Here is a 12,770-nt window from a genome sequence, read left to right as displayed (position 1 = left end):
CACCTACACGCGGGCGCGAGCCACCTCAGCGCGCGCCCTGCCATCCAACCTGCGTCCTCGGCACCAGGGCCTGTCGCAGGCCTCCGGCGGTCATCGTCTCCACCCCGCGCAGCGGCTGCTCGTCGTCCAGCCCGTCCAGCGCGCGCAGGGCATTCTGCCTCGCCCGCTCCGCGTCCTCGCGGCGGTCCATGCGCCCGTACAGCGCCACCAGCGTCGCGTGCCCGAGCGCCAGTTGCGGCTCCAGGTACAGCGCCTTGCGCACCGCCTCCACCGCCCCGTTCAGGTCGCCCCGCCCCTCCGCCACCATCGCCAGCAGCAGGTACGCCTCGGGCACCAGCCCCTTCGCCGCCTCGCGCGCCAGCACCTCGGCCTCCTCGAAGCGGCCCGCGCGAGCGGCGTCCAGCGCGCGCTCCAGCGGCTCCGGCGAGGCGGGCGCCGCCTCCACGCGCGCGACGGGCGGCGCGGGCGCGGGCTCCGGCGGGGGCAGCCTCGGCGCGGGCACGAGCCGCCGCGGCGGCATTGGCACGGGGCGGGGGCGCTCCAGCCGGGCGACGGCCGCGGCGGCGGGGCGCATCCCCCCCTGCGTCGGCACGCGCAGCGCCACGCTGCCCTCGGCGTCCACCGTCTCCAGGCCCAGGCCGTTGGCGAGGGGCACCTCGGCGGGCGACACGAAGAGCAGCCCGCCCGGGGCGAGCGCCTCGATGAAGCGCGTCAGCACCTCGCGCACCAGCTCCGGCGGGAAGTAGATGAGGACGTTGCGGCAGAAGATGGCGGCGAGCCCCTGCACGGGCGGCACGTCCACCGCGAGGTTGTGGCGCCGGAAGTCCACGGTGCGACGCACCAGCGGCACCACGGAGAGCTGATCGCCCCGTGCCACGAGGAAGCGCTTCTCCAGCTCCGGCTCGATCCTGCGCAGGGACCACGTCCCGTAGGCGCCCTCGCGCGCACGCTGCAGTGCCCGGCCGGACACGTCGGTGGCCAGCACGCGGAAGCGCCCCTCGGGCATGCCCGACGCCAGCAGCGCCATGGCGATGCTGTAGGGCTCCTCGCCGCTCGCGCAGCCCGCGCTCCACACGTGGAAGAAGGGGCCGGCGTGCGCCTGCGCCAGCCGCGCCAGGGCGCGCAGGTGCTCGGGGTGACGGAAGAAGTACGTCTCGCCGATGACGGCGTGCTCGATGAAGCTCTCCACCGCCGTGGACTCGCGCAGCAGGAGCTGTCGCAGGAAGGCGTCCGGCTCCAGCCCGCGCGACTCGGAGGCCCGCGTCAGCGCCGTCTCCAGCGAGCGGCGCAGGCTGCGCGCCAGCGTCAGGCCACAGGCCGCCCGGAGCACCTCCTCGACGCGGACGAGCGTCGCATCGTCGAGCACCGCCTCGCTCACGACCCCTCCGACCCCACCAGCACCGCCGAGGTGCGCAGCAGCGGGCGCACTCCCTCCGGCGTGCGGCACAGCCCCGCCATCAGCCCCGTGGCATCCCAGGGCAGGGCCTGCGTCCCATCGGGCGTCCCGTCCACCAGGACGGGCGCCTCCACCAGGTCCCTCACCCGGTCCACCAGCACCGCCACCGTGCGCGCGCCCTTGCAGATGACCAGGTGCGCGTCCATGTCCGGCACCCGGCGCACGCCCAAGAGCGCCGCCAGGTCCACCACCACCGCCGGGCTGCCCCGGTAGACGAACGTCCCCGCGATGTGCGGCGGCGCGCCCGGCAACGGCTCCATCTCCACCAGCCGCACCACCTCCTGCACCGAGTCCGCGGCCAGCAGCGCGCTGGTGCTCGCCGCGTCGATGGTGAGGTACATGCCCGGCAGGCGCAGCTCGCCCGCGAGCGACACGAGCTCCCGGCGCAGCAGGGCCTGCTCGGCCTCCAGCTCACTCAGCCGTTCCTGGACCGAGAGCCGGCGCACCTGGGCGTTCATGGGATGATTGGGGGTATCGGACATCTGCGCTTCCGGCGTGCTTCAGCCCTGAAGCGCCGGACGCAACACGCTAGTCCGGAGGGCAAAGAAGCGTCAAAGGGGGCCGCGCCCTCCATCCGCCCACACCGCCCTCCAGGGTTGGGCGGGGCTTCGCGAGCAACCAGACGTGCTCAAGAGGACATCGCAGGGCTGCGTCTCGTCGGGAATTTGTGGTTTGATGCCGAGTCGCCACACTCCTGGAGAATCCATGTTGCTTGCTGTCAGGGGCTACGAATGATCAAGGGCGACGCGTCGAACCCCGAGGCACCAGCTGGCACGGGCGCTGATCCGCTCATCGGACGGACCCTCAACGGCCGCTTCAGCATCCTGGAGCCGCTTGGCGTCGGAGGCATGGGCAAGGTGTACCGCGCCCTGCAGGCTCCGCTGGAGCGCGTGGTGGCGCTCAAGGTGCTCAACCCCAGCTTCCAGAGCAGCAAGGACCCGGGGTTCCAGAAGCGCTTCCTGCGTGAGGCCTCGCTCACCTCCAAGCTGCGCCACCCCAATACCGTCACCGTCATCGACTACGGGCAGACGGACGACGGCATCTACTACATCGCCATGGAGTACCTGGACGGCCGCACGCTGGCCCAGGTGCTCGGTCAGGCGGGGCCGCTGACATGGCAGCGCTCCATCTCCGTGGCGCAGCAGATCTGCCGCTCGCTGCGCGAGGCGCACAGCCTGGGCATCGTCCACCGGGACTTGAAGCCCGCCAACATCATGCTCCTGAACGAGTCGGATCAGGACCTGGTGAAGGTGCTGGACTTCGGCCTCGTGAAGTCGGTGGCGGCGCCGCAGGAGGGGCAGATCTCCCCGGAGATCACCCAGAACGGCACCTTCCTCGGCTCGCCGCAGTACATGGCGCCCGAGCAGGCGCGCAACGTCACCGACGCGCGCAGCGACGTGTACTCGCTGGGCATCGTCCTCTTCCAGATGCTGATGGGCCGCCCGCCGTTCATCGCGAGGGACCACATCGAGCTCATCTTCGCCCATTACAAGGAAGCCCCGCCCACCTTCCAGCAGGTGCGGCCGGACCTCCACGTGCCGCCGGAAATCGAGGCGGTGGTGCGGCGCTGCCTGGAGAAGGACCCGGCCAAGCGCTTCCAGACCATGGACGAGGTGCTGGAGGGGCTGCGCGACGCCAGCATGGCCGCGGGCGGCAACAGCGGCATCTTCAAGCGCCCGGGTGGCGCGACGACGACGGGCCCCTACCCGTCTCCGGCGCTGTTCGCGAGCTCGGGCAACACCGCGGAGTCCTCTGGCGACACGCTGGCGGTGGACATCAGCGTGGAGGTGCCCCAGGAGGTGAAGCGCGCGCGGCAGCGCACGCTGCTCACCGGAGGCCTGGTCGGCATCGTGGTGGCGGGCCTCATCGCCGGCGGCGCGGTGCTCTTCATGATGAAGGGCAAGGGTGACGAGCCGAAGCCGGAGCCGGTGGCCCAGGCGCCCGCCGCTCCGACCGCGCCCGCCGCCGCCGCGCAGGAGCCGGCCGCGGCGGTTGGCAACGGCAAGGTGCGCTTCAAGCTGATGAGCCAGCCGAGCGGCGCGCGCGTCTTCTACCGGGGCAAGGAGCGGGGCACCACGCCCTTCACCCTGGAGATTCCCCAGGGCCAGGACGGCTCCGTCACGGTGGAGCTGACCTTCGCGCTGGAGGGCTACCAGATGGAGACCGTCGTCGCGGGCGGCTCCGGCGAGGTGGTGCTGTCCCAGAAGCTGCAGAAGCGCCGGGGCGGTGGTGGCGGCCGCAACATGGAGGTGGCCTCGGCCTCCTCCGCCACGGACGAGGTGGAGGCCGCCGAGCCGGTGGCCACGCCCGGCGGCATGTCCGCCCCGGTGATGCTGGCCCCCTCGTCCCCGCCTCCTCCCGAGCCGGCGGCCGCGAGCGCGGTGGGCTCCACCGCGGCGGCCACTCCGGCCAAGGGCGTGGCCGGCGGCCTGGCGGTGCCGGTGCTGCCCACGGCGGCCCTGGCCTCCGCGCGGGGCGACGTGCTGCCCTACAGCGATGAGATGCCCCGCCTGGAGATGCTCGACCAGACGAAGGACATCATCTACACGCGCGAGGCGATGGCCGCGAAGGCCGAGGGCGCGATGATTGTCCGCTGCACCATCACCCAGAAGGGCCGCGTGGAGAGGTGCCGCACCATCAAGGCGGTGCCCTACATGGAGAAGCCGGTGCTGGAGGCGCTGCAGTCGCGCACCTACAAGCCCATCGTCTACCAGGGCCACCCGGTGAACGTGGACTACACCTTCACCATGCGGCTCGTGGCGCCCCGCCGCTAGACGCAGCACCCGCCGCGCCGAGAGGTCAGGGCCCCGTGGAGGGGACCACCGGCGGCGCGGGCGGTGCGACCGGGGTGCCGCCCGGGGGCACGCCCCAGCTCACCACCGGCCAGCCGCGCCTTCGGGCCTCGCGCTTGAGCCGGTGGTCCGGGTGCACGGCCACTGGCCGCCCCACCACCTCCATCACCGGCAGGTCCGAGTACGAGTCCGTGTAGAAGGCGCACGTGGACAGCGCCACGCCGGCCTCGCGCGCGTAGGCCTCGGCGACGGTGCGCTTGCCCTCGCCGAAGCAGATGACGCCCAGCGGCCGCCCGGTGTGCCGGCCCGCGTCGTCCACCTCGAAGCGGTTGCACAACACCGCGTCCAGTCCCAGCTCCCGCGCCACCAGCTCCGACAGGTAGCCCGAGGACGACGTGAGCAGCACCCGCCGGTCTCCCGCCCGGCGGTGCTCCTCCAGCGCCAGCAGGCCGCCGGGCCGGTAGAGGGGGCGCACCTGCTCCTCGTAGAAGACGGCGGTGCGCTCCTGGATGGGCCGGGCCTCCGAGCCCGCGAGCTGGGCGATGGCGCGCGCCACCGCGTCCTGCATGGAGACGAAGCCCAGGTGGTAGCGGGCAATCCACAGGCTGGCGCGCAGCGCCTGCAGGCGGGTGATGTGCCCCAGCTCCAGCTCGCGGCGCACCCACAGCGAGCCGGAGTTGGCCGCGATGAGCGTCTTGTCCAGGTCGAAGAAGGCGACGGCCACGTTCTGGACCTCTAACCCCGCCCGCGCGGGGCCGCAGCGCCGTCCCGCGTCCCCGGCCGCCCGGCCGCCCTGCGCCGCGCCAGCACCAGGGCGGCCAGCACCGCGCCCAGCGCCAGCGGACCGGGCGCCGCCGCGCAGCCGGTGCCGCGGCCCTCGGCCTGCAGCGTGAGGCCCGCGCCCGGACGGGAGGAGCACTGGTTGGGCGGCAGGCCGCGCGGGTAGATGGAGCAGAAGCCGGCGCCGGAGCCGGGGTCGATGACGCGCTTGCCCGTCTCCCCATCCGGCGCGGTGGCCTCCATGGTGGAGCCCGGGACGAAGACGTGGTCCAGCCCCACCACGTGGCCAATCTCGTGCGTCATGGTGTTCTGGAGGTCCGTGGCCACGCAGTCCGTCGCCGGCACGCCCTCGCACACCGGGGAGTCCACCGTGGTGAAGAGGAAGCCGACGCGGCCGCCGGGCCGCGAGCCGTTCAGCTCGATGTCCGCGTCCAGCACCCGGCCGTCACGGAAGCTGAAGGTGGAGGTGGTGAGGCCGATGGTGCCCTCGCCGTGCTCCCAGCACGCGTACACGTTACCGCACGTCTCCTCCGCCCAGCACGGGTCCTCCACGGGGACCACGTCCGGGCACGACTTCTCCCGGAAGGTGACGATGTTGTAGTTGTTATACGGTTGCCCCTGGTCGTAGCCCACCTTCACCGGCAGGCTCCAGTCCTCGCCGCGGCGGAAGTTGTAGTCGCTGCACGTCTTCGACTGCGTGCGCCAGGAGTCGAAGGAGGCCTCGATGGCGGCCACCTCGGTGTCGCCCGGGGTGCGCGCGCTGCCGGCCGCGTCCAGGTGGTAGACGTAGTCGCGCCCCGGCCACAGCAGGCACAACGGCCGTCCCGGCACCACGGTGCGCCGGAAGGGCGCGTCCTCGTCCTGCGCCAGCGCGGGAGCGGCCGAAAGCAGCGCGGCCGCGAGCACCAGGAGCGCCCTGCTCACCGGGAGGCCTCCTCGCGGCGGCGGCGGGCCAGCCACAGCGCCCACGCGGCCAGCGCGGGCAGGAGCGCGCCGGGGCCGGTAGCGGCGCAGCCGGTGCTCGCCCTGGGGCCCAGCTCCTGTTCGACCGCGGGGTGGAGGCAGGCCTGGCTCGCCTGCCCCCTGGGGTACACCGCGCAGACGAAGTCGTGCGAGCCGGTGTCGATGGTGCGCTTGGACACCTCACCCGGCGGAGCGCTCGGGTTCATGGTGGAGCCCGTCGCGCGCGTGTGGTCCAGGCCGATGAAGTGGCCAATCTCGTGCGTGGCCGTGTTCTGCACGTCCGTGGCCACGCAGTTGGTCGTCACCGGCGGGAAGCAGGTGTTCCCATCCGCGGTGGTGAACGCGAAGCGCGCCGCGTTGAAGGAGATGTCCGAGTCGTAGATGATGCCCGAGCGCTCGTCGTACGTGGTGAGGGTGATGGCGATGGTGTTGTCGTCGTCCTCCCAGCAGTCGAACTTGTTGGCGCAGGTGTCGTCGTCCCAGCACGCGTCCGTCGAGGCCACCACCGCGTTGCAGTCCCTGTCGCGGAAGAGCACCAGGTTGCGGTTGGCCCCCTCGCGCTTGTAGCCGACCTCGCGGTCCGCGACGCGGGGGCCTTCTTCCAGGGCGAGGTTGCCGCACTGGGCGAAGATGTCCTGCCAGCTCTGGAAGGAGCGGCGCATCGCATCGAACTCCGACTCCCCTGGCGTGGCCGGGTTGCCGTAGGTGCTCTGGTGCCAGGTGACGCGTGTGGCCGTCCAGTAGAGGCACTGGGTGCGCGTGTCGCCCGCGTCCACGCGGCTGCGCACGTACGGGTCCGTCTGGCCCAGCGCCAGGGCCAGCATCAAGGGTGCGAGCGGAATCACGGCGTCTGTCCCTTCGGCGCGGAGTCCACCGCGGCGCGCACGGCGGCCTTGAGCGCCTCCAGCGTCAGCGGCTGGAGCGCGCTCGCGGTGGGCTTGCGGGTGACGGGGTCCAGCAGCAGGGCCTCCGAGGGCTCCGGCACCGCGAGGGCCGTCTTCCCGTCGGCGTCGCGCTTCACCTGGTACTTGCCCTGGGCCATCGAGGACACGCGGAAGGCGCGCGCGCCGCGCTTCTCCAGGAACACCACCACCTCCTCGCCCGCGGCGAAGGAGGCCAGGCCGTGCACCACCTGCCCCACGTCGCCCACGCGGCCACCGGGCTGGGTGACGAGCACCGTTCCGCCCGGCTGCCCCTTGAGGGACTCCGTCACCTGGATTTCCACGTCGGTGACGATGCGCATCTTGTCCCCGCTCCAGCGGCTCTCCACCCGCCGGACGACGCCGTGGACGACGGCGTCCGCGCCGCGCGCGAGCTCGGGCAGCTCCACCTTGAGCTGGGTGGTGGCGCTCGCCGGAAGGGCGCCCAGGAAGGCCGCCAGCAGCAACGTGCGAAATACCTGACGAATCGACATACGTGTTCTCCCTGGCGCACGAGCTTACCCCAGCGGCCCGGGGCCGTACGGCTTCCGAAACGGCCGTGCGCGTTGACCCCCTACCCTCCTCCTGCTAATCCGCGCGCCCGTATGCCTTCCGCCCCTCGCGTCCGCTTCGCTCCCTCGCCTACCGGCTACCTCCACATCGGCGGTGCCCGCACGGCGCTGATGAACTACCTCCAGGCCCGGCGCCAGGGCGGCACCTTCATCCTCCGCGTCGAGGACACGGACCAGGGCCGCTCCACGCCCGAGTCGGTGCAGGCCATCCTCGACGGGCTCAACTGGCTGGGCCTGGAGTGGGACGAAGGCCCCGGCAAGGAGGGCCCCTACGCGCCCTACTTCCAGATGCAGCGGCTGGACACCTACCGCGAGCACGCGGACAAGCTCATCGCCGACGGCAAGGCCTACCGCTGCTACTGCACCCGCGAGGAGCTGGACGTGCAGCGCCAGGCCGCGGAGAAGACGGGCGGCGCCTTCAAGTACCCGGGCACCTGCCGCGAGCTGAAGGCCCCGCCGGCGGGCAAGCGCGCGGAGGACGCGGTCCTCCGCTTCAAGATGCCGTCGGGCGAGGGCTCCGTGTCCTTCGACGACAAGGCGCTGGGCGTCATCACCAAGCCGTACTCGGACCTGGATGACTGGGTCATGATGCGCGCGGACGGCATCCCCCTCTACAACTACGGCTGCGTCATCGACGACCACCTGATGGACATCACCCTGGTGGCGCGCGGGCAGGAGCACGTCAACTCCACCTTCCCGCAGCTGATGCTCTACAAGGCGCTGGGCTGGCAGCCGCCGGACTTCGCCCACCTGCCGCTCATCCTCGGGCCGGACCGCGAGAAGCTGTCCAAGCGCAAGCACCCGGAAGCGGACGTGATGTTGCACAAGCGCAACGGCATCCTCCCGGAGGCGCTGCTCAACTTCGTCATCCGCCTGGGCTGGAGCCACGGCAACGACGAGGTCATCTCCCGCGAGCAGATGCTCCAGTGGTTCGACTTCTCCGACGTGGGCACCACCTCCGGCGTGTGGAACCCGGAGAAGCTGCTGTGGCTCAACCAGCAGTGGATGAAGCTGCTCCCGGAGTCCGACATCGCCGAGCGGCTCCTGCCCTTCCTCGAGGCCAAGGGCGTCCACGCGAAGGGCGACGCGCGCCTGGAGCCGCTGGTGCGCGCCCTGCGCGAGCGCTCCAACACGCTGGAGGAGATGGCCACCACGGCGGCCAACGTCTACTTCCGCACCGGCGTCACCCTGGACGAGAAGGCCGCGGCCAAGCACCTCGCCGGTGAGTCGCTCAACCTGCTGCGCAAGGCGCGCGAGGCGCTCGCCGCCCTGCCCGAGTGGAAGGTGGAGGCGCTGGACGGCGTGGTGAAGACGGTGAGCGAGGCGGCGAGCGTGGGCATGGGCAAGATTGCGCAGCCCATCCGCGTGGCCGTCACCGGCAACACCACCAGCCCCGGCATCGGCGAGACGCTGCTCCTGGTGGGCCGTGACGAGGCCCTGCGCCGCATCGACGCGGCGCTCGCTCGCGGCTGAACGTCAGGACCTGGAATCGGTAGACGTCTGCGGAGGCGGAACCTAATCTTGGGCCCATGTTCATGACGCGAGCGCTTGACAGCCTGAAACGCCATTTCTATAAGGCGCGCCCGCTCGGGACGGCGCTGTTCGCCCTCTGGGCAACCGTGGCGGGCGCCGAGGTGGTCAGCGGCGCGCAGCTCCCGGACGGCTCGCAGAAGGTCGGCGAGAACCGCTACCGGGCGCCCAGGGACTTCGAGGCGACGGTCGACTACTACAAGAACGTGTATTCGACCTCGAACTACCCTCGCCGGCAGATCGTCAACCAGCCGGGCGTGAAGGCGGTCCACATCATCAATCCCTCGGGGAAGAACTTCGCGGGCTTGAACATTTACGAGGCGAACGACGAGGTTCGCATCTACATCGTCCCGACGCAGCAGGCAGCCAGGACGGTGAAGAAGCCGGAGAATCCGAAGCCGGCGAAGAAGAAGTAGCAGCAGGCAGGCAGCAGCAAACACCGCCTCTAAGTTGTTGCAGTCGAGAGGCGGTGTTGGTAGAGAAGCGCCGCAGTTGGTCCTTGGGGAATCGTCTAACGGCAGGACAGCAGACTCTGACTCTGCTTATCTAGGTTCGAATCCTAGTTCCCCAGCTCGCAGCACCCGGCAGTCCGAAGCAACCAGCAGCACGAAGGAATGGTTGACGAGGGCGGACGGAAAATGTAGGAAGCACCAGCAGTTAGCACCGGTTGAAACAGTGTCTGGCCCTGTCGTCTAGTGGTTAGGACGGAGCCCTCTCACGGCTCAAACTCGGGTTCGAATCCCGGCAGGGTCACTAAGACGCCCACCTTCTGAAAAGAAGGTGGGCGTTTTGCTTTTGCGGGCCACGGCGACGCGGCGCCCCCAGGCAGGGAGCGCCGCCCCGGGCCTTCAGGCCCGCGGCGGGGTGATGCTCTGGCGGAAGGCCGCGAGCGCGGTGGCGAGCCGGTCCTGCGCCCGCTCGACGCCCCGGCGCAGCAGCAGCATCCGCACCTTCTCCGGCAGCGCGCTGGCGCCGTGGGTGCTGCCGAAGCCCACCAGGTCCATGCGGAGGGTAATCGCCTCCAGCAGGTCTCCCAGGTCGGCCTGGGGGCTGGCCAGCAGCAGCACGTCCGGCGGCCGGCGCTGGAGCCGCTCGGCCAGCGTGCGCCACTGCGGGTCGCCCGTCTCCACGACGACGACGTCCACCTTCTGCAGCTCCGGCGCGTAGGGCGCCAGCTCCAGCGTCTCGAAGCCGTGCTCCTTCAGCACGGCCACCGCCTCGGCGCTGCCCACCACCGCCACCCGGCCGTTGAGGCCCACGCGCACCGCCTCTTCGTAGGCGCGCAGCTCCTCCTCCAGCGCCTCGTGGGCGGGCTCGGGCGCGTCCTGCCCGGCGGCCAGCAGCACGGCGGCCTCGCGGGCGACTTCGCGCGACTGCTCGCGCACGCGCCCGCCGGAGCTGCCGCGCTCCAGGGCGGCGCGCACCTTGGCGCGCAGCACGCGCAAGTCATCGAAGGGCTTGAGGATGTAGTCGCTGGCACCGGCCGCGAAGGCGGCGACGACGGACTCGGAGCTGGCGTAGGCGGTAATCATCAGCGCCTCCAGCGAGGGCTGCAGGCGCCGCGCCTCGGCGATGAGCTCCACCCCACCCATGCCGGGCAGGTTCTTGTCCGTCACCAGCACGTCGAAGCGCTGCTCCGCCAGCAGCGGCAGCGCCTCCTCGGCGCTCTGCGCCAGCGTCACCGCCAGGTCAGGCTCGCGCTCCAAGAGGCGCGCGCAGATGTCCAGGACGACGGGCTCGTCGTCCACCACCAACACCGTCGAAGCGAGTGTTCCCCCCTCGCCACCCTCGCCGTCCCCGGTCTCGAACGGGAGTTCCATATCCGCGGAGATTCTCACAGCTCCCTTCCAACTTCGAGGCTCCGCTTCGGGGCCCGCTATGCTGCCTGCGTGGCGAGCTTCGAGGACGCATTGCTGGACAACCGGGTGCCCTCCCTGCTGGGTGACGTGAGGCTGCGCTACGACGGCGGCCGCCTGGTGGGCGAGTCCCTGCCTCCCCCATGGGACAGGCGCATCCTGCCGGGATTGTGCGTGGGGGTGGCACTGGGGTGCACCGTGGGCGCGGCCGTCATGGTGGGGCTGGAGGGTGGCACGCTGCCCGTGGCGGCCGTCGCCCTGGCCCTGACGGCGGCGGTGCTGGTGGGACTGGCGCTGCGGCTGGAGTCGCGGCTGGGCCGGCGGCGCTTCGTGCTGCACTTCCGCTCGGAGTCCCTGCGCGTGGAGCACCTGGCGTGGACGCCCGGGGGCACGCGCGCGGAGCTGGTGCCCTTCGACGCGGTGAAGGCCGTGCACATGGTGGAGCGGCCGGGCCCGCGCTACGCGCTGGTGGTGGAGTACGTGCTGGAGGACGAGGCGCCGCGCCGCGCGGTGCTGGTGGAGGGCGTGCGTCCCGCCGAGGGCGAGACGCTGCACCGCGTGTGGCGCATGCTGAGCAACGCCTTCGGGCTCAGGGGTGCGGGGCTCGCCGGAGGGTGATTTCGATTTCCGTCCCCTCGCCCGGCGTGGAGGACAGGCGCAGGTTGCCGCCGAACTGCGTCACCAGCTCCTTGCAGATGGACAGCCCCAGCCCGGTGCCGATGCCCACCGGCTTGGTGGTGAAGAGCGGCTGGAAGACGCGCTCCTGCAGCTCCAGGGGGATGCCGCAGCCGTTGTCCGCCACGGTGAGCACCACCTCTTCGGGGCGCGCCGTCCACCGCACCTCGATGCGGCCCTGCCGGCCCGTGCCCGTCATGGCCTGCGACGCGTTGACGATGAGGTTGAGCACCACCTGGCACAGCTTCACCGGCCCGAAGGTGACGCGCACCGGCTCGCCGTTGCTCGTCAGCCGGGCCTTGTCCCGCACCTCCGCGCGCGCCAGCTTCACCGCGAAGGATACGACTTCCGCCACGTCCGCCGTCGCCTCGTGGTCCTCGCCGCGCGCCTGCGCGCGCAGGCCCAGCGCCACCTGCCGCAGGTGCTCGGCGCCGTCCGCCAGGTCCTTGATGAGCGCGGGCAAATCTTCCACCGTCTCCGCCACCTGCGCGTTCGGGTCCGTCTGCAGGTGCCGCGACACGTACTGGATGACGCTCGCGAGGTCTCTCTGCAGCGACACCACGTTCTGCGAGAGGTAGCCCACCGGCCCCATCAGCTCGTGGGCGATGCCCGCCGTCACCTGCCCCAGCGTGGCCAGACGCTCGGACTTGAGCATCCGCCCTTCCACCTCGCGGATGCGCAGCTCCAGCCGCGCAATCTTCAGCGCGTCGTCCAGCGCGGACTGCAGCTCCGCGCGGTCCCACGGCTTGACGAAGTAGCGCGTCACCTGGCCGCGGTTCACCGCGTCGATGACGGCCTGCATGTCCGCGTACGCCGTGACGAGCATGCGCTTGGCGTCGGGCGCAATCGTGCGCGCACGCTCCAGCAGCTCCACGCCCGTCATGCCCGGCATGCGCTGGTCGGAGAGGATGACGCCAATCTCGCCCCGCCGCTGCTCCAGCAGCGCCAGCGCCTCGTTGGGCGAGGAGCTGCGGAAGATGCGGAAGCGCTGCCCGAAGTTCGCGTCGAAGACCCGCAGGTTCAGGGCGTCGTCATCGACGTACAGCACCGCGGGGAGTTCAGACGGATTCATGACGCTCCTCCTGGCCGGGGTTCCCGAAGGGGGCCAGGCTGGTAGGGCCTAGGATAGCGCCTCCTCCCGCTTGCGTTCTCCGGGTGCGGCGCGCACCAGGCAGCATACGAGGAGACCCTGACACGTCATATCCCCCCAGGCCCTCTTCCCGCTC

The 12,770-nt window shown here is 71.4% G+C and carries 12 protein-coding genes and 2 tRNA genes; 6 read left to right on the top strand and 8 right to left on the bottom strand.

Features of this window, described 5'->3' with window-relative positions; all coding sequences use genetic code 11:
• Nucleotides 1-25 precede the first annotated feature (25 nt).
• Together ACX9TP_RS15190 and ACX9TP_RS15185 are read right to left on the bottom strand one after the other, a co-directional pair.
• Nucleotides 26-1,378: a CheR family methyltransferase gene (locus ACX9TP_RS15190; RefSeq protein WP_482980444.1), complete on the bottom strand. Its 1,353-nt coding sequence runs from the start codon at nucleotides 1,376-1,378 to the stop codon at nucleotides 26-28.
• Nucleotides 1,375-1,938: a chemotaxis protein CheW gene (locus ACX9TP_RS15185; protein ID WP_482980443.1), complete on the bottom strand. Its 564-nt coding sequence runs from the start codon at nucleotides 1,936-1,938 to the stop codon at nucleotides 1,375-1,377. The genes ACX9TP_RS15190 and ACX9TP_RS15185 overlap by 4 nt, the downstream gene beginning before the upstream one ends.
• A gap of 249 nt (nucleotides 1,939-2,187) precedes the next feature.
• Between ACX9TP_RS15185 and ACX9TP_RS15180 the strand changes: the two genes are divergently transcribed.
• Nucleotides 2,188-4,230, top strand: coding sequence for a TonB family protein (locus tag ACX9TP_RS15180; RefSeq protein WP_482980442.1), 2,043 nt, complete (start codon nucleotides 2,188-2,190; stop codon nucleotides 4,228-4,230).
• A 25-nt stretch (nucleotides 4,231-4,255) separates the two neighbouring features.
• On the opposite strand, the gene ACX9TP_RS15175 is transcribed toward ACX9TP_RS15180, so the two are convergent.
• The 4 genes from ACX9TP_RS15175 to ACX9TP_RS15160 are packed head-to-tail and all read right to left on the bottom strand — an operon-like array spanning nucleotide 4,256 to nucleotide 7,405.
• Nucleotides 4,256-4,972, bottom strand: coding sequence for an HAD family hydrolase (locus ACX9TP_RS15175; protein WP_482980441.1), 717 nt, complete (start codon nucleotides 4,970-4,972; stop codon nucleotides 4,256-4,258).
• A gap of 11 nt (nucleotides 4,973-4,983) precedes the next feature.
• Entirely contained in the window at nucleotides 4,984-5,952 is a 969-nt protein-coding gene (locus ACX9TP_RS15170; protein ID WP_482980440.1) for a myxosortase-dependent metalloprotease, MXAN_2677/MXAN_2678 family, read from the bottom strand.
• Nucleotides 5,949-6,836, bottom strand: a complete 888-nt coding sequence (locus tag ACX9TP_RS15165) for a myxosortase-dependent metalloprotease, MXAN_2677/MXAN_2678 family (protein ID WP_482980439.1) — start codon at nucleotides 6,834-6,836, stop codon at nucleotides 5,949-5,951. Before ACX9TP_RS15165 ends, ACX9TP_RS15170 begins: the two co-directional genes overlap by 4 nt.
• Complete coding sequence (locus ACX9TP_RS15160; protein ID WP_482980438.1) at nucleotides 6,833-7,405, bottom strand: hypothetical protein; 573 nt, start codon at nucleotides 7,403-7,405, stop codon at nucleotides 6,833-6,835. The genes ACX9TP_RS15165 and ACX9TP_RS15160 overlap by 4 nt, the downstream gene beginning before the upstream one ends.
• A gap of 111 nt (nucleotides 7,406-7,516) precedes the next feature.
• On the opposite strand from ACX9TP_RS15160, the gene gltX reads away from it, so the two are divergent.
• The 4 genes from gltX to ACX9TP_RS15140 all read left to right on the top strand — a co-directional run bounded on the left by gltX (nucleotide 7,517) and on the right by ACX9TP_RS15140 (nucleotide 9,766).
• Nucleotides 7,517-8,956, top strand: a complete 1,440-nt coding sequence (gene gltX, locus ACX9TP_RS15155; RefSeq protein ID WP_482980437.1) for a glutamate--tRNA ligase — start codon at nucleotides 7,517-7,519, stop codon at nucleotides 8,954-8,956.
• 62 nt (nucleotides 8,957-9,018) lie between these two features.
• Nucleotides 9,019-9,429, top strand: coding sequence for a hypothetical protein (locus tag ACX9TP_RS15150; protein WP_482982173.1), 411 nt, complete (start codon nucleotides 9,019-9,021; stop codon nucleotides 9,427-9,429).
• A gap of 84 nt (nucleotides 9,430-9,513) precedes the next feature.
• Nucleotides 9,514-9,584 (top strand) — tRNA-Gln (locus ACX9TP_RS15145).
• Between the two features lie 110 nt (nucleotides 9,585-9,694).
• Nucleotides 9,695-9,766, top strand: a tRNA-Glu gene (locus ACX9TP_RS15140).
• Nucleotides 9,767-9,861: 95 nt separating this feature from the next.
• Here ACX9TP_RS15140 and ACX9TP_RS15135 read toward each other — a convergent pair.
• On the bottom strand, nucleotides 9,862-10,833 hold the full coding sequence (locus ACX9TP_RS15135) for a response regulator (protein WP_482980436.1): 972 nt from the start codon (nucleotides 10,831-10,833) through the stop codon (nucleotides 9,862-9,864).
• A 69-nt stretch (nucleotides 10,834-10,902) separates the two neighbouring features.
• Between ACX9TP_RS15135 and ACX9TP_RS15130 the strand changes: the two genes are divergently transcribed.
• Entirely contained in the window at nucleotides 10,903-11,487 is a 585-nt protein-coding gene (locus tag ACX9TP_RS15130) for a hypothetical protein (RefSeq protein WP_482980435.1), read from the top strand.
• Here the strand turns inward: ACX9TP_RS15130 and ACX9TP_RS15125 are convergent.
• Nucleotides 11,459-12,616, bottom strand: coding sequence for a sensor histidine kinase (locus tag ACX9TP_RS15125; RefSeq protein WP_482980434.1), 1,158 nt, complete (start codon nucleotides 12,614-12,616; stop codon nucleotides 11,459-11,461). The genes ACX9TP_RS15130 and ACX9TP_RS15125 overlap by 29 nt on opposite strands.
• Nucleotides 12,617-12,770 lie beyond the last annotated feature (154 nt).

The sequence above is a fragment of the Pyxidicoccus sp. M15 genome (assembly GCF_056858435.1).
The sequence above is the reverse complement of the archived record's forward strand: the minus strand, read 5'-3'. Positions and strand labels throughout refer to the sequence as shown.

Excerpts from the sequence above, each read along its gene's own strand:
- gltX (WP_482980437.1), top strand. The coding sequence starts at position 7,517 with ATGCCTTCCGCCCCTCGCGTCCGCTTCGCTCCCTCGCCTACCGGCTAC.
- ACX9TP_RS15180 (WP_482980442.1), top strand. The coding sequence starts at position 2,188 with ATGATCAAGGGCGACGCGTCGAACCCCGAGGCACCAGCTGGCACGGGC.
- ACX9TP_RS15185 (WP_482980443.1), bottom strand. The coding sequence starts at position 1,938 with ATGTCCGATACCCCCAATCATCCCATGAACGCCCAGGTGCGCCGGCTC.
- ACX9TP_RS15135 (WP_482980436.1), bottom strand. The coding sequence starts at position 10,833 with ATGGAACTCCCGTTCGAGACCGGGGACGGCGAGGGTGGCGAGGGGGGA.
- ACX9TP_RS15125 (WP_482980434.1), bottom strand. The coding sequence starts at position 12,616 with ATGAATCCGTCTGAACTCCCCGCGGTGCTGTACGTCGATGACGACGCC.
- ACX9TP_RS15150 (WP_482982173.1), top strand. The coding sequence starts at position 9,019 with ATGACGCGAGCGCTTGACAGCCTGAAACGCCATTTCTATAAGGCGCGC.
- ACX9TP_RS15160 (WP_482980438.1), bottom strand. The coding sequence starts at position 7,405 with ATGTCGATTCGTCAGGTATTTCGCACGTTGCTGCTGGCGGCCTTCCTG.